The organism is Peribacillus saganii (genome assembly GCF_003429095.1).
Classification (GTDB): Bacteria; Bacillota; Bacilli; order Bacillales; family DSM-1321; genus Peribacillus; species Peribacillus saganii.
Window position 1 is genome coordinate 1 of record NZ_QVTE01000046.1, and the last position, 18,482, is coordinate 18,482.

Below are 18,482 nucleotides of genomic sequence, written 5' to 3' on the forward strand. Positions count from 1 at the left end.
TGTCGAGAAGTCGATAAATACTCTAAGTCGCCGATAAAAATCGAAACTCGCCGATATATTTTCGAAGGTGCTGATAAAATTCCGTACTCGCCGATAAAATGGGCAAAGTCGCCGATATAGTCGAGTGCCTAATTTTCAGGACACTATGAGTGTATTCAAGTTGATGATTTAACTCAAAAAGTTGATGATAAGGCTGCCCAAAGTTGTCTGTATTGTATTAAATGTTAATAACAAAGGCCACCAAAATGCCGATATTTTTACAGGCGACGAAGCTTTTCTCAAAGTAACGAATATTCGAGGAAAAATAGCTTGAAAAGCAGAAAAATCATATCTTTTTCGAAAATTCCTTCACCAACCAGAAGGAACATGGTTCACTTCGTCGAATCAATAACAACAAAAGACGATTGGAGTGATTGAATGATAGTAAAAGGCAGAGAAATCCCTCTATATACGAAAAAGCTGGAAGCCTTGCTTCGCCGGACACCTCAGAATCATCATAAATTACCTCTCATTAAAGAATCACTTGCTAAAAGTGTGGCTGGCAATAAAGGAGAGCATTCAATTGATTATCCTTTAACCTTCCTCCCTGAAGAAAAATTCATCATATTCCACGATCTTCGCCTTCTTCATAAAAAGTACTATTTCCAAATGGATACCTTGATATTGTGCAAGAATTTTATGCTGATTCTTGAAGTGAAAAACTATGCGGGAACCTTGTTTTTCGATCAAAACTTCCATCAATTAATAAGAACATATGATGGTCGAGAAGAAGCCTTTCCTAGTCCGCTTATTCAGATAGAACGCCATGAGCACCAATTAAAATATTGGATGTCTGTATACAAGCTGCCAGAGCTGCCCGTTCTATCACTTGTAGTCTTAAGCAGCCCCTACACCCGTATCACAAACTCTCCTGTAAACAAACAACTCTATGAAAAGCTGATTCATAGTGATTATCTCCCACAAAGAATTTCTCAATTTACAACAGACCACCCAAATGAAGTTCTCTCTGACAAGGATATAAAAAAGATCATCCGCCAACTGAATAAGGAGCATACACCCGCGGACAGGCCAATCCTAGAGCGGTTTAACATGTCAGGAGACGACCTCCTAAAAGGCGTTCACTGCCTCCAATGTGGACACTTACCGGTAACAAGGGTGTTCGGCAATTGGTTCTGTCCGCAATGCAGCAAAAAATGTAAAAATGCCCACCTTTCTTCATTAAGAGATTATTCACTGTTGATAAGTTCGACGATTACAAACAGACAGGCATGTGAATTTCTGCAAATTTCTTCCCCCTCCGTAACCAAACGAATCCTTAGTTCAATGGATGGAATACTGACAGGAAGCAAGAAAGGCAGATCTTACTTCTTACCATATTCAGAGTGAAAATTAATAAAATAACAGCACATCATCTTCCATTTCTTACTCATATTCTGTATAAAAGAGAGATTAATCCATCCTTTTTGAAGAGGCTTAGGTAAGTAAGGGAATGTGAGAAGGATGCTTTTTAGATCCGTATTTTCCTATTTCTCCTAACTTATGAGAGAAACTATCAGTCATAACTGCTCGTCCACCCTCATACATTTAAGTGTGGCAAAAAGCCAACTTGTATAGGGAGGACCCAGACATTGAAAACAATTAAGCCTATCTTCTCACTCATTTTAGTAATTGTGGTCGTGACGATTATAATTCCCACGCTTCTTGTGCTCCCATTTTCAACAGAGAAGGCTGTTGGTAAACTAGCAGAAAACACTGAAACAGCAAAGAAGAAAGCTGAGCCCGTTGTTGCATTGCCTGATTCGGCAGTTGAGGTAGCGGTTTACCGGGCTGCTGAGAAGCAAATTCAGAAATTGCCGCTTGAAACATATGTGGCAGGGGTAGTGGCTGCAGAAATGCCGGCCGATTTTGAGATTGAAGCATTAAAAGCCCAGGCTTTGACAGCCCGAACTTATATAGTAAATCAGCTGGCGCACAAAGATGGTGTTGCATTGCCGGAAGGTGCTGATGTGACAGATACAGAAATGCACCAGGTATTTAACAGTGAAAAAGAATTAAAGAAATTCTGGGGCTCTGATTATAGCTGGAAAATAAAAAAGATTCATCAGGCAGTGGCGGAGACAGCGGGGCAAATTATTACCTATGGCGGGAATCCGATTACTGCTACTTTTTTCTCAACAAGCAATGGCTACACGGAAAATTCAGAGGCATATTGGGAGCAGCCTTATCCATATTTAACTAGTGTGTCGAGTCCTTGGGATAAGAATTCCCCTAAGTTTTATGATAAAAAAATCATACCAATCCGAGAATTCGAAGCAAAGCTTGGTGTAAAGCTTTCAGATAGCAAGACAGTTGGCACCGTTACTGAACGGACGCCGGGAAAGCGGGTAGGGACTGTCAAGATAAACGGTAAGAAGTGGACAGGAAAAGAAATCAGGGAGGCACTGGATTTAAAATCCTCGGATTTCAATTGGGAACGTAAGGGAGACCAAATCGTCATCTCTACAAAAGGATTCGGCCATGGAGTTGGCATGAGCCAGTATGGAGCAAATGGCATGGCGAAGGAAGGAAAAACCTATCAGGAGATTGTGAAACACTATTATAAAGGCGTAGAGGTTGCTTCCTCGAATAGTTTACTAAGCAAACTGACTGCAGGAAAATAGAATGAGATGGGCGAATAAACAACGCCCATCTCTTTTTAATGAAAGTACGTTCTGATATATGTAAGGAATCCCCGATTCTTAGTGAAATAGTGATACCTTACATGAAAGTAGGCAGCTAGAACACCGGTCCAGTCCTTTGCCGCGTCGATCATCGTTGCAGAACGGTAAGGAACAAAAGATTGATGTATTTCATCTGCAATCCCGTAGAAACCGGCTGCCAGGGCGGCCAGCAAGCTCAACTTTGGCGACAAGACACCATTGGCGGCAAGTGCTATTACAAAAAATATATAAAGAATGGCAAACTCTACTAAGTGGAGTCCCTCTTTAATAAAGCGGTCAACCGAATCATCAGGCAGTTCCATTACAACATTGTCGGGCAGGCTGGACATAATCCAAATGGCACCCATATAAACAAAAGGCAAAATCGTCAAAATAACACGCAGCAAAAGTTTCATTAAAAAAAACATCCTTTAATCATTAAGATATGGTCATTGTAACAGGAAATGAAGAAAACATGAATATTTCCGGAATAATAGCAGAAAATAAGCAGAAAAAAATTTTTTATAGTAAATGTATATAAACCTCAGAATCTGTTCAGAATGATTGCTGAGGTGATTAATATGAGAGAGGAAGAAAACAAAACTTCTCAAAAATCAAAATCGAAATTCCAGCGTACTATGAAAAAGCGTTGGGCATTGCCGGCTATCTATATCGCAAGTGCGGCAATCATTTTATCAGGAACACTTTGGTACCAAAATGGAAGTAAGGATTCCACGGACTCTGGCAAAAATGGGTACGAAGAAGCTGGCAAAGAGAAGAATCAGCCTGCTGTTGAAGTAAATAGTAAAGTAGAAAACATCTCAATGCCTGTAGTTAATGGTGAGGAAGCAGTAATTAAGAAAGATTTCTACGATGTAAATGCTAAAAAAGAAGAACAGGAAGCAGCACTTCTATCCTACAACAATAGATTTGAACCCAATAAAGGTATCGATGTTGCAATGCCGGATGGAAAAACATTTGATGTAGTTGCATCTTTAAGCGGTACAGTCACTAATGTCAAAGAAGATTCATTGCTTGGTAACGTCATTGAAATAGAACATGAAGATGGTGTTGTTACCCGTTATCAATCTGTACAGGATTTTGCGGTTGAAATCGGCCAAAATGTTAAACAGGGTGATGTCCTTGCTAAAGCTGGACAAAGCTTGATCAATGAAGAAGCAGGCATTCATGTTCACTTTGAAATTCGAAAAGACAATGTTGCGGTAAATCCATTAAACATAATGGAAAAGCCAGTGACAGCACTTTTTGAGCTTGAAGCTCAACCAGCTTCAGAGGAAAAAGCCACTGAAGAACAAACTGGTGAAGAGCCGGCACAACAAGGAACTGTAACGGAAGAGGAATCAGCTGAACAAGGCACTGTCACTGAAGAAGAGCCTGCTGAGGAAGACGCAGCAACTGAAGAAGAAGCTGAACAAACAGAAGAAGGCAGCACTGAAGAAAAAGGTTCTGAAGAAAACAAAGATGCCAGCACTGATACAACTGACGATGCTGATAAAAATGCAGACTCTGCAGAAAAAGATGGATCTAAGGAAACAGAAAATAATCAAAACTAAGCATGTATATGTACCCATGCAAACAACTGAAAATTTGGTGTAAAAGTCCGCAGCAATGCGGGCTTTTATTTTGCTTAAGTGGAATATTGATAAAAAATGAAGGGGGCAATAGCTAATTGCCGGTTAAATAAAAAGCTGGCTGAAATGGAGATTTAGCTCTCCATGAAGAAGAGCTATGTATCATCAGGCGATACACGGTATGGAAGATATATATCATTAGTCAATACACAGTAAGGAGATATATATCATTGGGCAATACACGGCAAGGATATATATATCATTAGGCGATACATCATAAGGAAGAGGGTATACATCGAAAAGCGATACACACATTAACAGCTGCAATTGAAGGTGTTGATTACTATTTAATACTGCGGTGCAAGTTCAGCTTATGGGAGCACAAATCGACAAATTTCTCGGGAAATAATCGAGTTCCTTGAGGAAAAAACAAATCAAGGGAGAACCCCGCAGACGCAAGCGTCAGGGTGGGTCCCGAACCGCTGCGAGAGCGGGAAACCAACAGCTAGCTTTAACAAAATCGTTAGGAAAGTTCGAACGCTGTTTTTTTCATATGCATAAGTAACGAAACACCGCATACATATTACTTTTAGGGTGATGTTTTTAAGGTTGTTCGAATGAAGCATCGATATCTATATGGCAGTTGTCATTTACTGCTTTGCCGATAAACTTAGTTAATTTTCAGAAAAATTACGAAAAGGACTTGTCCCAGTTGAGTAAATCGTGCATATATCCTAATCCAAGCTAATACACTGTTAAAAACCAAGCAAAGAGAGTGTCTGAGGTGAGTCCTCGTTTATAACTATTTGTATACATAGTTGAGAATATATTACTTCAATGTGTTTGGGATAGCAGTATTTGATAAGGCGGAAGCGAATCTCATTTCACACTTCTCACACCAATTTGGGGAGGGCGAGTGTGTGCACGATTACATCAAAGAAAGAACTATCAAGATAGGGAAGTATATCGTGGAAACAAAGAAAACGGTTCGCGTAATTGCGAAAGAGTTTGGTGTCTCCAAAAGTACTGTCCATAAGGATTTGACAGAAAGGCTGCCAGAAATCAATCCAGATCTGGCAAATGAAGTGAAGGATATCCTTGATTACCATAAATCTATTCGTCACCTGCGCGGTGGAGAAGCTACGAAAATGAAATATAAACGTTCAGAAAGGGAGGAGGAAACAGTTAAATAGGCCATCAATAACGCTCTATTTAAAATAATTAACTATGCGGCTATTGCACATAACTCCTAAAACCTTGTCCATCTAAACTGATGACAGGGTTTTTGTTATAAAAAAGTAAGGATACATGCAAGTGACCATATCATGAAGAATGTGAACAAGATTTTACAAAATTCCCCTTAATTTTCAAATCCTCTTACTAACACTAATGGATTATGGTAAAATAAACTATTAGGACAGAAGTTCATTTCTAATTATTGTCAAGTGCATAGAAGCCGGGTCGAAGTTGCACAGGGAGCGGTGGAAGTTGCCATTTTTCCTAAGGCTGGGCATTGCACTTTTCTTAAAATTAAGAAAGCATAACTTCGTTAACTTATATTCAGTTCTAGCTCCAGCGCCTAGAAACTTTTCTTATGGTTAAGAAACAACTTTTTCATAGAAAAATTATGCTGCCCATCGATTGTTGTAACCAAACCAGTCACACCCCTTTGTTGCCTCCTCCATGGCAACCCTGTTATAAGCCGACCGCTTTTGAAGGAGAAAATACCTTCATTCAGCCCTTGTCTTATGCTGAATTGTGACCAAGTGAGTTACAACTTTTTGTTGCCAATTAAAGTTTGGCAACTCAAGCTGCGGCTGAACCAGGACGCTTGCGCTTTTCTAATTGCAAGGAGGATAAAGGGAAAATGTTAGCAAGAGATATTGGAATTGATCTCGGAACAGCGAATGTTCTGATTCATGTTAAAGGAAAAGGAATAGTGTTAAACGAGCCATCTGTGGTTGCGATTGATAAAAATACAAACCGTGTATTGGCAGTTGGTGAGGAAGCAAGGAAAATGGTTGGCCGTACACCGGGGAACATCGTAGCGATCCGGCCTTTAAAGGATGGTGTTATTGCCGACTTTGATATTACAGAGGCCATGCTTAAACATTTTATCAATAAATTGAATGTGAAAGGATTCCTTTCAAAACCGCGTATATTGATTTGCTGTCCGACAAATATAACAAGTGTTGAGCAAAAGGCAATCAAGGAAGCGGCGGAAAAAAGCGGAGGCAAAAAAATTTATCTGGAAGAAGAGCCGAAGGTAGCCGCAATTGGTGCAGGAATGGATATATTTCAGCCGAGCGGGAACATGGTAGTCGACATCGGCGGCGGTACGACCGATGTGGCGGTACTTTCAATGGGTGATATTGTTACTTCAACATCCATCAAGATGGCTGGGGATAAGTTTGATGCAGAAATCCTTAATTACATTAAGCGCAAATATAAACTGTTAATTGGCGAGCGTACTTCTGAAGATATTAAGATTAAAATTGCAACGGTTTTCCCAGGCTCCCGAGATGAGGAAATTGAAATTCGCGGCCGCGATATGGTATCAGGTTTACCGAGAACGATTACAGTAAGGTCGGAAGAAATCGGTGATGCGCTTAAGGAATCTGTAGCTGTCATTGTACAGGCGGCTAAGAGCGTGCTAGAACGTACTCCGCCAGAGCTTTCTGCCGATATTATCGATCGCGGAGTTATTTTGACAGGCGGCGGTGCGCTGCTTCATGGAATAGACATGCTGTTAGCGGAGGAATTAAAAGTACCAGTATTGGTAGCAGAAAATCCAATGGACTGTGTGGCCATCGGGACAGGCATTATGCTTGATAATATGGACAAACTGTCAAGACGTAAGCTTGTCTGATTACAGACAGGGCCTTCGAGTCAAAGTTATCGGGAATAACAGATAGACTCGAGGCCCTGATTTTTTTAAAAGATGGTGCAAGCGCCGAGGAGGCTTCACCGCCCGCAAAAAAGAGAGTACCTGGAACGGAAATCAACAGGGCAGCCTAAAAGATAAAGTAAAAAATATAATGAAAACTGTGTGGCAAGTGTTTATTTCAGCCGGCACCTTCCGATATAATAAGATGACAGTTTGAATAAGATATGAAACTGTCATAAATCAATTAGAAAACCATCTCCACTTGGGGTGAAAATATGTTAAGAGGATTTTATACGGCAGCCTCAGGTATGCTTTCGCAGCAGCGGCGTACTGAGATGCTTACAAATAATATGGCGAATGCTAATACTCCCGGCTTTAAGGCTGACCAGTCAAGCATGCGGGCATTTCCTGAAATGCTGATCCGGAAGTTGGGACAGACAGATATTCCGGTTGAAAACGGTTATAAGCTTCCGGGCAGTTCTTTAGTGGGCGCCCTTAATACGGGTGTTTATATGCAGGAGGCTATGCCTAAATTTTTACAGGGCGATATGCAGCAAACAGAGCGGAGCACTGACATCGCTTTATTGAACGGCAATATGCCTGTTAACCCGGAAACCGGTATAAGCGGAACAGTATTATTTTCAGTGGCAAACGGAAATGGTGAGCCGCGTTATACAAGAAACGGGAATTTTACCCTGGATGGACAGGGCTTTCTGACAACTCCAGCTGGCCATTATGTTCTGGATGATCAAAATACCCGGATTCAATTAAACAGCGAGGACTTCACGGTAAATGAAGATGGGACAATCCTGGAAAATAACCGGGTTGTAGCCAGGATCGGTATTGGATACACCGACAATCCATACCGGCTTACCAAGGAAGGGGATGGCCTGTTCCGGACTGAAGATGGTGCAGCATTGGCAAATGCTTATACTGCCGGAAATGCAGGTTTTACATTGAAACAGGAGAATATTGAAGCTTCAAATGTAGATACGTCCCGTACCATGACTGACATGATGACAGCATACCGTGCCTTTGAAGCTAATCAAAAGGTCTTGCAGGCTTATGACCGCAGCATGGAAAAAGCAGTAAACGAAATCGGGCGGCTCGGATAACAACAGCATCAAGCTCTTGTAGATAAATCTGCGAGACACCTGTAAAAGGGGGAAGACGATGAATCGGACAATGATTACGGCTACGAATACAATGAGCCAGATTCAGCATAAAATGGACATCATCGGCCACAATATCTCTAATGTCCAAACAAACGGCTTTAAGAGGAAAGAATCATACTTTAATGATTTGCTTGTTCAGCAGTTTGAAACCATGGGCCGGGCAGACAGGGAAAATGGTCGTTTAACTGCAAATGGAGTACGTCAGGGAACAGGAGCAAAAATCAGCCAAGCTAAAATCTTGCTGACCCAGGGCAGCTTGAAGACAACAGACAGGGATCTTGACGTTGCATTGAAAAAGAAAGATCTCTTCTTCAAGGTTCTTGTCCAGGGAGAACAGGAACAATCGGTTAATTTTACGAGAGACGGCGCGTTTTATTTAAGCCCGGATTCACAAAACCCTAATAACATGATGGTAGTGACGGGAAATGGATATCCGGTTCTTGATGAATTTGATGATCCTATCGTGGTTAACGGAAATATAAAGGAAATTGCATTTTCCGAGAATGGGCAGTTAAGGGTAACAAGCCATGATGGTGGGGCGGAAACCTTTAATTTAGGAATTGTTTCGGTCAAGAAACCTCAATTTCTGGAGCAAATCGGCGGAAACCTTTTAGGTTTCCCGGCAAACATGGATGAACTTGCTGTTGCTGAGGGGAATATCGTAACCGCTTTAACCGGTGCAGCCAGGGGAGAAATCTCACTTCAGCAGCGGTCTCTTGAAGCATCGAACGTTGACTTATCAAAAGAAATGACAGACCTTATGAATATGCAGCGACATTACCAATTCCAGGCGAGATCTATCACATTGGCAGATCAAATGCAGAGTTTAGTAAATGGAATCCGATAAGGAGCTTAGCAGACAAGCATGATTGAGAAGAATTTGACAAGAGATGAATATAAGCTAGCAAAACAAAATGAAGAAGAGCAGCCAGTGGCCAAACCGGCGGAAAAGCGCTGGGTCAGAGTCCGGCTAATTCCAATATGGCTTCGTCTGATTATCTTAGTATTTCTGATCGTTATTGCGCTAGCTGCGGGGGCGGTTGTCGGCTACAGTGTCTTTGGCGATGGCAAGCCGTCTGATGTATTTAAGAGGGGTACATGGGAACATATCGTAGACCTTGTTAATAAAGAAACATAATGTACACCCCTGCCTTTAAACTGGCAGGGGTTTTAACATTGCCAGTGTACGGCTATATACTTACGATCTATCTTGCGGATGAAAGAAGTCCTTTCGATTTTAATTGGAAAAGCATGGACAGTCCATGATATGATGGGGAAAAAGTGCTCTGCTAGAATGGGAAAAACACAGTAAGTAAGCAGCTTGTCCATAAGATACGGCACATAAAGGAGATTTGACATGGAACTTAATATTACTCAAATTAAAGAAATTATACCGCATCGCTACCCATTTTTACTAGTGGATAAAATTATTGAGATTGAAGAGGGAGTCAGGGCGGTTGGCATTAAGAATGTTACAGCCAATGAAGAGTTCTTTAACGGCCATTTTCCAGACTTTCCAGTAATGCCAGGTGTATTAATCCTTGAAGCGCTTGCTCAGGTTGGAGCAACAGCGGTGTTAGTGAAAGAAGAAAACCGCGGCAAGATTGGATTATTTGCCGGAGTGGACAAATGCAGATGGAAGAAGCAGGTTTTCCCGGGAGATCAGCTTCGCCTAGAGGTAGAATTGGTACGCTTTAAAGGACAGATAGGCAAGGGGAAAGCGGTTGCCACGGTCGATGGTGAGGTTGCCTGCGAAGCCGAAGTTATGTTTGCCCTGATGGATAAAGCCTAAAAAGTATTTCGGTTATAGGACCTACATAATATAGATTTTACCATTTGTAGGTAAATGTTAAGTCCAAAGTCTGTTTTTTCTGCAAGTCAGTTTCAAAGAGATAAAATGTGGGTAAAAACCTTAACCATAAGCAGAGATTTTACATGAATCCTGTGATTAATGGGTTGGTAAGCCATTAACGATTATAATTCCCTTTTGAAGACCAGGCTAAGGCGCTTGGTCTTTTTGGTTTTAAAAATAATTATCAAAAACCTACAAAGATTCGAGTCACTTGGGCACAATACAAACGACCGCTATCACGGTCAAATACATAGAGAAGGGAGGTTAAACTGTAATGAAGAGAAAACTTCTAGCTTTAATCGGAGGTTCTGTACTTTCAGTAATGCTTTTGGCTGGCTGTGGCAACGACAATGACCCGGCTCCAGAAGACGATAACAATATTGAAAACAATGAGATTGAAGATAATAATAACCAGGACAATGGTGTGCTGGACGATAACAACGGGAACGGCAATAACGGCAATAACGATGATATGCTTGATGACAATAACGGAAATAACGGAAATAACGGAAATAACGATAACATGCTTGATGGCAATAACGGAAACAACGGCAATAACAATGACGGACTAGACGGTGATAATCCAGGTGTAACAGATCCAATTGATGACGATATAGTACCTGGAGAAGGTATCCTTGAGGATGACGATAACGATAAAAATAACAATAAATGATAAGAATGGGCTATAACATGAATGGGGCTGAGTACATAATCAGTCCCATTTTCAAATATGGAATCATCTAAAAAAGGGAAGAGTATTATTTCAAGAAATTGTTTGATGCGCTAATATTATGCTTAAACCATGAATTACCACCGTTACCTTAAATAAGATAGTTATTATTATTCTATTTTTACATATGGATTTATGTTACTATTTTATAAGGAGTTTATAAGGAGCAAAGACCTATTTATTCAGGAGGTACAATCTAAACATGTTTAAGGATCTTTCATCAGGAGTTAAAATAAGTATCACTCGTTCCATTTCGACAGTTTTTGAACATTATATGGCTAAAATAGATTGGGAAGAAAGCCGTTTTAGCATGGAAGCTTTTGTTGTTGAATGGCAGGAATATATTACAAAACATGCTTCTTGGTATAATAAAGTAGATAATGATATCAAGGGCAATCCACTATTTCATGAAGAAATGGCATCAAAGATAAATGAAACAATAAATAAAATTCTAAGTGAAGAGCCAACACAAGAACAAATGGATGACATTAAGGCGCTTGAGGCAAAGCTGGGTAAGGAGATCCCGTTTTCATGCAGGGCAGAAGCCCGGTATGTCATAGAAAAAGCGAATCAATCATAATTTAATCTGCGATCATTTTTAAGAAACATGGCAACCTGAGTTAGCCAACCTATACTTTTCTTAAACCCTAATACCTTTGGTTTGATATAGATCCTGGAAAATTCAATCTACAATTATTCATTTTAATTAATATTTCATATAAAAAAACCTTGTCGACAAAATGACAAGGTTTTCGTTTACATTTCTCGCTATTTTTTTCCTTGCACGGAAATCCGGGGGCGTGTGCGGATTTTTTCTTTAAATTCGGTGACCAAATCGCTGCCGCTTTTCCCTTTATGAATAAGGTCCTGCAGTAATAGTTCGGCATAGTCCTGCTTGGTGCGTTTTAAATGCCCTTCAAAAAGGACGCTGTAGAGATCCTCAACGTTCTTTACGGAATGTAGAGCAGTCTGGAAGGCGGCTGGATCGTTTTCTTTTTTTGTAATGACCACACGAAGTTCTACATCTTGTTTGTCTGATATCGCGTTCTCGAGAATTTTGTAATCCTTTTCTTGCAAGAGCGCCTCCACCAGCCAGGTATTATCATCATCTTCTTTATTTATAATTAATCCGTCCGTTAATTCCACATCCACTGCTTCCTGTTTGTCATTAAACAGCTGAAGCGATACAAGTTTAAACGTTTTCACCAAATCCCTCCATTCCATTGCCGAATTATAGGCTGAGCCAAATCCCAGTATTCCGAACTTTACCATTCTTTTGCCATTATAACATACATGATATCTGACTAAAAATTTATGGTTCCTGCCGAATCAGATGTCGAAAAAAATCTGTTAATTTTTTTAAATATATACAAAATTTCGATACAGTAACTCGAGGCAGTCGAAATTTGAAGTTTTAGTGCATCAAACGTTAAATTTAAACCTGCGTTTACCCCTCAAAACCTGATTTTGTCGATTTTACTAACCCGCAGCTAAGTATGTATGATGATAACAAGAAAACGAAAAGGAGATGAAAGCTTGATAAACCAGGTTACATTAGTTGGCCGTCTGACGAAAGATCCCGAAATCCGATATACTCCGGAGGGCAAAGCAGTATCTAACGTTACACTCGCAGTAAACCGCAATTTCCGAAATGCAGGTGGAGATTTTGAGGCTGATTTCGTTCAATGCACTCTTTGGAAAAAAACAGCTGAGAATACGACACAGTATTGCCAAAAAGGCTCCATTGTTGGCATAACTGGCCGGATTCAAACAAGGAATTATGAAAATCAGGAGGGAAAAAGAGTATACGTTACAGAAGTTGTCGCAGAGAGTGTACGGTTTCTTGACAGCAAGCATAAGGAACGAAGCACTGCGATAGAAGTATAAGGATGTGGTGTCAGGATGTCAGAAACGATTGAAAAACATTGCTGTAAATGCTCTTGCTCGTGTAACCGGCAGTTTCAGGAGGAGCAAGTCGATTTTTCAAGAATTGAACTGATTGTTTCGGATATAATCCGTCTTTTAGCCAAAGCAATTATTAAATCCGAAAACAGCGAAAATTGCTTGTCAGAATTTGCTGCTTCTCTTTCAAGCCTGGAGGTACAGTTACACACGCTATATATGAAGCATCTTAACCTCGAAAGATATATCCAATCTCTATCAATCCAGCCAAAAACCGAAATTTCAAGAAAACAATTTATCGTCCACAAAAAAGCCCTGTCCAATTAACATCAGTAAAATTGGTATTAAATGGAATTTGAACCTATTGCGATATAGCATATTAAGTAAAAAAATTTGTCTTTTCAACCATCGCATTTAGTTAATTGATAACAAAGAATATTCATTCGCTCCTTAATCATTAAATCCCCGCAATACTTAAAGCCTCGTTTTATTCCCCTAAAGAGAATAGGTTTGTCCCCATACATTCCTCTAATTAGCTGCTTTTAAAGCGGCTTTTTTTATTTCTGGGAGAAATTCGCTATATAATCCATCCAAAAAACTACTATGTTTTCATTTTTTATGTAATACAAATTAGCTGCATTTTTCTTTAGTTCATTAACGCTTTAACTATTTAAATATAGTAAATAATTTAACAATTTTATTAATTTTGTATTGTAAAATTATTGCGCAAATGTCATAATTCAATAAGTTATACTAGAAATCACCATGAGAAAGGGGTGAGGATTGTGAGCCATCCGGTAATAGATGTTAAGGGACTGCGAACATCTTTCAAAACAGACGACGGTGAGATACCGGTTGTAAATTCAATTGATTTTCATATAAAACCCGGAGAAGTATTAGGAATTGTTGGTGAATCAGGCTGTGGAAAAAGTGTTACATCCCTATCACTGATGGGTCTTGTCCCTTCCCCAACCGGCAAGGTTGAAGGAGAAATTTTGTTTAATGGAGATAATCTCACAAGGGCCTCCGAATCCAAGATGAGAAAAATACGCGGCAATGAAATTGCTATGATTTTTCAAGAGCCGATGACAAGCCTAAATCCTGTTTTCACCATTGGAGAACAGCTGACGGAAGCTTTACGGATACATAGGAATTGGAATAAGAAGAAAGCACTTGCGCGAGCTGTTGAAATGCTGAAGCAGGTTGGGCTTCCAAGGGCAGAGGAGCTTGTAAGGGAATACCCGCATCAGCTTTCAGGAGGAATGCGTCAGCGGGTCATGATTGCCATGGCCATGATCTGTGAACCAAAGCTGCTGATAGCCGATGAACCGACAACTGCACTTGATGTAACGATACAGGCCCAAATTTTAGAGCTGATGAAGAAGCTTAATAAAGAGACAGATACCGCTATTATGCTGATCACTCACGATCTTGGAGTGGTGGCCGAAATGTGCCAGCGGGTTGTCGTCATGTATGCGGGAAGGATTGTCGAGGAAGGCGATGTGCACTCCATATTCCGGAATCCAAAGCATCCTTATACAGTGGGGCTGATCCAGTCAGTACCCGATATGAGAGTGAAAAAGGATCGTCTGTATTCCATACCGGGCAACGTGCCAAAGCCAGGCAGCATTCAGCTTGGCTGCCATTTTGCTCCTCGCTGCCCGCATGCCATGGACCGCTGTCTCACTGAAACTCCTTCGCTCAAACCTTTTGAAAATGGACAGCAGGTACGCTGCTGGCTGTATGAAGACGCGAAAGGAGCAGGGAAGCATGACTCAGCCATTAGTTAAAGTAGAAAACCTGAAAAAGCATTTTCCTATAAAAGGAGGAATGCTCGGGAAACAGGTTGGCGCAGTAAAAGCGGTCGACGGTATTTCTTTCCATATCAATAAAGGAGAAACATTGGGACTGGTTGGTGAGAGCGGCTGCGGCAAATCCACAACCGGCAGAATGCTTCTTCGTCTATTGGAGCCAAGTGAAGGAAAAGTCTATTTCGAAGGAAAAGACATTCTTGAGCTTCCATCCGGTGAGATGAGAAAGATGCGCCGCGAAATGCAAATGGTATTCCAGGATCCGTTCGCCTCGCTAAATCCAAGGCATACCGTTGAAAAAATCCTGGAGGAGCCTCTCATTGTCCACGGCATGAAGGATAAAGCAGAACGGAAAAAACGCGTCCAGGAACTGCTTGAAGTAGTTGGATTAAGCAGCTACCACGCGAAACGTTATCCGCACCAATTCAGCGGCGGCCAGAGACAGCGGGTTGGAATTGCCAGGGCACTCGCGGTGAATCCAAAGCTGATTATCGCGGATGAACCGGTTTCTGCACTGGATGTTTCCATTCAATCGCAGGTATTAAACCTGCTTCAGGATTTACAGAAGGAATTTAACTTAACTTATTTATTTATAGCCCATGACCTGGGTGTTGTCCGCCACATAAGCGACCGTGTAGGCGTCATGTATCTAGGCAATATAGTAGAACTCACAGACAGTGAAAAGCTTTACGACAGTCCAAAACACCCATACACCCAGGCCCTTTTATCAGCTGTGCCTGTTGCGGACGTTGAGCACAAAAAGGAAAGAATTGTCCTTCAGGGAGATGTACCGAGCCCGGCAAATCCGCCAAAGGGCTGCGCGTTCCATACCAGGTGTCCAAAAGCGATGGATGTTTGCAGCAGCACAAAGCCTGCATTGAAGGAAGTTGAACCTGGCCACTACGTTGCCTGTCATTTATATGAATAACAGGGCGTACATATAAAGGGGAGCTTGACCTAACGCATCGCGCGATTAGGAAGAAAGCTTTCCGGGATGAAGGCTGATTCCATAGGAATGCAGGAATGTTGGCAAATGGTGGCAAAATATTTAGAAAAATAGGGGGAATAAACATGAAGAAGAGTTTATGGTTAATTTTAGCCTGCGTTCTAGCTCTTTCTCTGGCTGTAAGCGGATGTTCAAATTCATCCTCATCAACAGGAAAAGAGAAAGATAGCGATGGCAGCAGTGCCGGTAAAGGTGAAGACTCAGATTATGTATTGATTTACGGACGCGGCGGAGATTCCGATTCGCTTGATCCGGCAATGACAACTGAAGGTGAATCCTATAATGTAACAGACTCAATCTATGAAACTCTCGTTCAGTTTGGAAAAGATAATACCGAAGTTGAAGCTGGATTAGCAGAAAAGTGGGATATTTCTCCAGATGCGACAAAGTTTACGTTTCATCTGAGAGAGGGAGTAAAGTTCCATGACGGCACAGATTTTAACGCTGAAGCTGTAGTAAAGAACTTCCAGCGCTGGTCACAAAGCAAGGATGAAGCAAAATTCGCTTATTATCCTTCCATGTTTGGCGGTTTTGAAGGTGATGAAAGCCATGTAATCAAGGAAGTAAAGGCTGTTGACGAGAAGACGGTTGAATTTACACTGAACCGCCCTCAAGCTCCATTCTTGAAGAACCTTGCCATGAGCCCATTCGCCATTGCAAGTCCAACTGCATTTGAAAAAGGTGAAGACAGTTTAGCAAAGAATCCTGTCGGAACAGGACCATTTAAATTCGTTTCCTGGAAGCCGAACGATATTATTGATTTAGAACGCAATGAAGATTACTGGCAAGAAGGCCTTCCAAAACTTGCCGGAGTAAAGTTTAAAGTAATCAAGGACAACTCAGCTCGCTTGAACGCTTTAATTAAAGGAGAGCTTGACATTATCGACGGCCTAAACCCTAGCGACATGGGTAAGGTAGAGGCTGACAAAAACCTAGCTTTATACGAGCGTCCTTCCCTAAACACAGGGTATCTTGGTTTTAACGTTGAAAAAGAACCATTTAACAAAAAAGAAGTCCGCCAGGCAATAAGCCATTTGGTTAATAAAGAAGAAATTATCAAGAATTTCTTTGAAGGCACAGCACAGCCTGCAACAAACCCAATTCCGCCATCTGTAAGCGGATATAACGATGCAATCCAGGACCGTGAATATGACGTTGAAAAAGCAAAGGAATTGCTAAAGAAAGCTGGACTGGAAAAAGGATTTAAAATGGATCTATGGGCAATGCCAATCGCACGTCCATATATGCCAAATGGACAGAAGGTTGCAGAAGCCCTGCAAGCCAGCTTCAAGGAAGCGAACATTGACGTGAATATTGTAACGTTTGAATGGGGTACTTATCTGGACAAACTCCGTGCAGGAGAAGCATCTGTGTTCATGGTTGGCTGGAACGGAGATAACGGGGATGCCGATAACTTCCTTTACACATTGCTTGATAAGGACACAATCGGATCAAACAACTATTCCCGCTACGCAAATGAAGAAGTCCATAAGCTGTTAATAGAAGCTCAATCGATTGCAGATGAAAATAAACGTAATGAGCTGTACAAAAAAGCACAGGAAATTATCTTTGATGACGCTCCATGGGTACCACTGGTGCACTCAACACCAATGCTTGCAGGTTCAAGCAAGGTTCAAGATTTCGTGCCGCACCCAACAGGATCTCAGTCATTCATCGACGTTTCTGTAAGCAAATAAACTTGCAAAAAGGGGAGTATGGAACTTTGCATGCTCCCTCTTTTTTTTCGAAATCATATTGTCTTATTTTAATGTTTACTAATACAATCATCCCTTGATCATAGAAAGAGGTGACAGACATGTTATCATACACCTTAAGGCGAATATCCTCATTGATTCCAGTGCTTCTTGGTATGGCATTTATCGTGTTCTTTATGATCCGGGCTATCCCAGGTGATCCGGCACAGCTTATTTTAGGCCAGCAGGCAACCAAAAGTTCGATAGAGGCATTGAATAAAGAGCTTGGGCTGGACAGGCCTTGGCATACTCAGTTTTTGGAGTACCTTGGAGGCATTTTTCAGGGCGATCTCGGCATGTCATTGAAAACCAAAACGCCAATTAGCGAAGAAATATGGCCGTACCTGGCCGCAACGATTGAATTATCTGTAGTAGCGATGATTATAGCTATCATAATTGGTGTGAATGCGGGTATCATTTCAGCGTGGTTCCAAAATTCCTGGTTTGATTATACGGCAATGGTACTGGCTCTGATTGGAGTATCCATGCCGATTTTTTGGCTTGGACTTATGGAACAGTACATCGTTTCACTTCAATGGGATCTGCTGCCAACAACTGGCCGCGACAATATCCGGGACCCAGTTGAGGCGATAACGCATCTTTATTTGATTGATACCCTCCTGAACGGAAGGGTTGACCAATTTATAGAAGTAATCCGTCATTTAATTCTGCCCGGCATCGCACTTGGTACGATTCCGATGGCAATCATTGCCCGAATGACCCGTTCATCCATGCTGGAAGTGATGCGCTCGGATTATATCCGGACTGCACGTGCAAAAGGAATGAAGATGTTCTGGGTGGTGTATAAGCACTCTTTAAAAAATGCAATGATTCCAGTGGTAACCGTCATCGGTCTCCAAACCGGCTTGCTTTTGGGAGGAGCCATTCTGACTGAAACTATTTTCGGGTGGCCAGGAATCGGAACTTATATTTATGAAGCCATCAGCTACCGTGATTATCCGGTTATCCAATCAGGCATCCTTGTGATTGCCACGATTTTTGTTCTTATTAACTTAGTGGTGGATTTACTGTACGCAGCAATCGACCCAAGAATTAAATATAAGTAGGAGGGAA

The 18,482-nt window shown here is 41.3% G+C and carries 19 protein-coding genes; 17 read left to right on the top strand and 2 right to left on the bottom strand.

Translation table 11 applies throughout. The features are described from left to right. The first annotated feature begins 417 nt into the window (after positions 1 to 417). Together D0469_RS15805 and spoIID are read left to right on the top strand one after the other, a co-directional pair. A complete protein-coding gene (locus tag D0469_RS15805; RefSeq protein WP_117327693.1) occupies positions 418 to 1,386 on the top strand; it encodes an NERD domain-containing protein in 969 nt (322 codons plus the stop codon). A 242-nt stretch (positions 1,387 to 1,628) separates the two neighbouring features. Continuing rightward, a complete protein-coding gene (gene spoIID / locus D0469_RS15810; protein ID WP_117327694.1) occupies positions 1,629 to 2,660 on the top strand; it encodes a stage II sporulation protein D in 1,032 nt (343 codons plus the stop codon). Positions 2,661 to 2,695: 35 nt separating this feature from the next. Here the strand turns inward: spoIID and D0469_RS15815 are convergent, their stop codons facing one another. After that, positions 2,696 to 3,115 (bottom strand): VanZ family protein, encoded by a 420-nt coding sequence (locus tag D0469_RS15815; protein WP_117327695.1) that lies wholly within the window; start codon positions 3,113 to 3,115, stop codon positions 2,696 to 2,698. 165 nt (positions 3,116 to 3,280) lie between these two features. Here D0469_RS15815 and D0469_RS15820 point away from each other — a divergent pair, with 165 nt between their 5' ends. The 9 genes from D0469_RS15820 to D0469_RS15860 all read left to right on the top strand — a co-directional run bounded on the left by D0469_RS15820 (position 3,281) and on the right by D0469_RS15860 (position 11,515). Further along, positions 3,281 to 4,273 (top strand): M23 family metallopeptidase, encoded by a 993-nt coding sequence (locus tag D0469_RS15820; protein ID WP_117327696.1) that lies wholly within the window; start codon positions 3,281 to 3,283, stop codon positions 4,271 to 4,273. 938 nt (positions 4,274 to 5,211) lie between these two features. After that, complete coding sequence (gene spoIIID / locus D0469_RS15825; RefSeq protein ID WP_117327697.1) at positions 5,212 to 5,484, top strand: sporulation transcriptional regulator SpoIIID; 273 nt, start codon at positions 5,212 to 5,214, stop codon at positions 5,482 to 5,484. 674 nt (positions 5,485 to 6,158) lie between these two features. Next, on the top strand, positions 6,159 to 7,160 hold the full coding sequence (gene mreB / locus D0469_RS15830) for a rod shape-determining protein (protein WP_117327698.1): 1,002 nt from the start codon (positions 6,159 to 6,161) through the stop codon (positions 7,158 to 7,160). Between the two features lie 293 nt (positions 7,161 to 7,453). Beyond that, positions 7,454 to 8,293 carry a flagellar hook-basal body protein gene (locus D0469_RS15835; RefSeq protein WP_117327699.1) on the top strand — a complete coding sequence of 280 codons (840 nt, stop codon included), beginning with the start codon at positions 7,454 to 7,456 and terminating at the stop codon, positions 8,291 to 8,293. A 58-nt stretch (positions 8,294 to 8,351) separates the two neighbouring features. Further along, the gene (locus tag D0469_RS15840) at positions 8,352 to 9,200 is read left to right on the top strand and encodes a flagellar hook-basal body protein (protein ID WP_117327700.1); all 849 of its coding nucleotides are present in this window, start codon (positions 8,352 to 8,354) and stop codon (positions 9,198 to 9,200) included. Between the two features lie 18 nt (positions 9,201 to 9,218). Beyond that, entirely contained in the window at positions 9,219 to 9,491 is a 273-nt protein-coding gene (locus D0469_RS15845) for a DNA-directed RNA polymerase subunit beta (RefSeq protein ID WP_117327701.1), read from the top strand. A gap of 219 nt (positions 9,492 to 9,710) precedes the next feature. After that, positions 9,711 to 10,145 carry a 3-hydroxyacyl-ACP dehydratase FabZ gene (fabZ, locus tag D0469_RS15850; protein WP_117327702.1) on the top strand — a complete coding sequence of 145 codons (435 nt, stop codon included), beginning with the start codon at positions 9,711 to 9,713 and terminating at the stop codon, positions 10,143 to 10,145. A gap of 334 nt (positions 10,146 to 10,479) precedes the next feature. Next, a complete protein-coding gene (locus D0469_RS21410; RefSeq protein WP_199478549.1) occupies positions 10,480 to 10,878 on the top strand; it encodes a hypothetical protein in 399 nt (132 codons plus the stop codon). 259 nt (positions 10,879 to 11,137) lie between these two features. Then, positions 11,138 to 11,515, top strand: a complete 378-nt coding sequence (locus D0469_RS15860) for a hypothetical protein (protein WP_117327703.1) — start codon at positions 11,138 to 11,140, stop codon at positions 11,513 to 11,515. 188 nt (positions 11,516 to 11,703) lie between these two features. Here D0469_RS15860 and D0469_RS15865 read toward each other — a convergent pair whose 3' ends face one another. Then, the gene (locus D0469_RS15865) at positions 11,704 to 12,141 is read right to left on the bottom strand and encodes a YwpF family protein (protein WP_117327704.1); all 438 of its coding nucleotides are present in this window, start codon (positions 12,139 to 12,141) and stop codon (positions 11,704 to 11,706) included. 330 nt (positions 12,142 to 12,471) lie between these two features. On the opposite strand from D0469_RS15865, the gene ssb reads away from it, so the two are divergent. The 6 genes from ssb (at position 12,472) to D0469_RS15895 (ending at position 18,475) form a co-directional block, all read left to right on the top strand. Continuing rightward, positions 12,472 to 12,822, top strand: coding sequence for a single-stranded DNA-binding protein (gene ssb / locus D0469_RS15870; RefSeq protein ID WP_117327705.1), 351 nt, complete (start codon positions 12,472 to 12,474; stop codon positions 12,820 to 12,822). A 15-nt stretch (positions 12,823 to 12,837) separates the two neighbouring features. Next, positions 12,838 to 13,164 carry a hypothetical protein gene (locus tag D0469_RS15875; protein WP_117327706.1) on the top strand — a complete coding sequence of 109 codons (327 nt, stop codon included), beginning with the start codon at positions 12,838 to 12,840 and terminating at the stop codon, positions 13,162 to 13,164. A 458-nt stretch (positions 13,165 to 13,622) separates the two neighbouring features. Continuing rightward, positions 13,623 to 14,627 carry an ABC transporter ATP-binding protein gene (locus D0469_RS15880; RefSeq protein WP_117327707.1) on the top strand — a complete coding sequence of 335 codons (1,005 nt, stop codon included), beginning with the start codon at positions 13,623 to 13,625 and terminating at the stop codon, positions 14,625 to 14,627. Continuing rightward, positions 14,608 to 15,576 (top strand): ABC transporter ATP-binding protein, encoded by a 969-nt coding sequence (locus tag D0469_RS15885; RefSeq protein WP_117327708.1) that lies wholly within the window; start codon positions 14,608 to 14,610, stop codon positions 15,574 to 15,576. Before D0469_RS15880 ends, D0469_RS15885 begins: the two co-directional genes overlap by 20 nt. Positions 15,577 to 15,719: 143 nt before the next feature. Further along, positions 15,720 to 17,351, top strand: a complete 1,632-nt coding sequence (locus tag D0469_RS15890) for an ABC transporter substrate-binding protein (RefSeq protein WP_117327709.1) — start codon at positions 15,720 to 15,722, stop codon at positions 17,349 to 17,351. 119 nt (positions 17,352 to 17,470) lie between these two features. Continuing rightward, positions 17,471 to 18,475: an ABC transporter permease gene (locus tag D0469_RS15895; protein WP_117327710.1), complete on the top strand. Its 1,005-nt coding sequence runs from the start codon at positions 17,471 to 17,473 to the stop codon at positions 18,473 to 18,475. Positions 18,476 to 18,482: the final 7 nt, after the last annotated feature.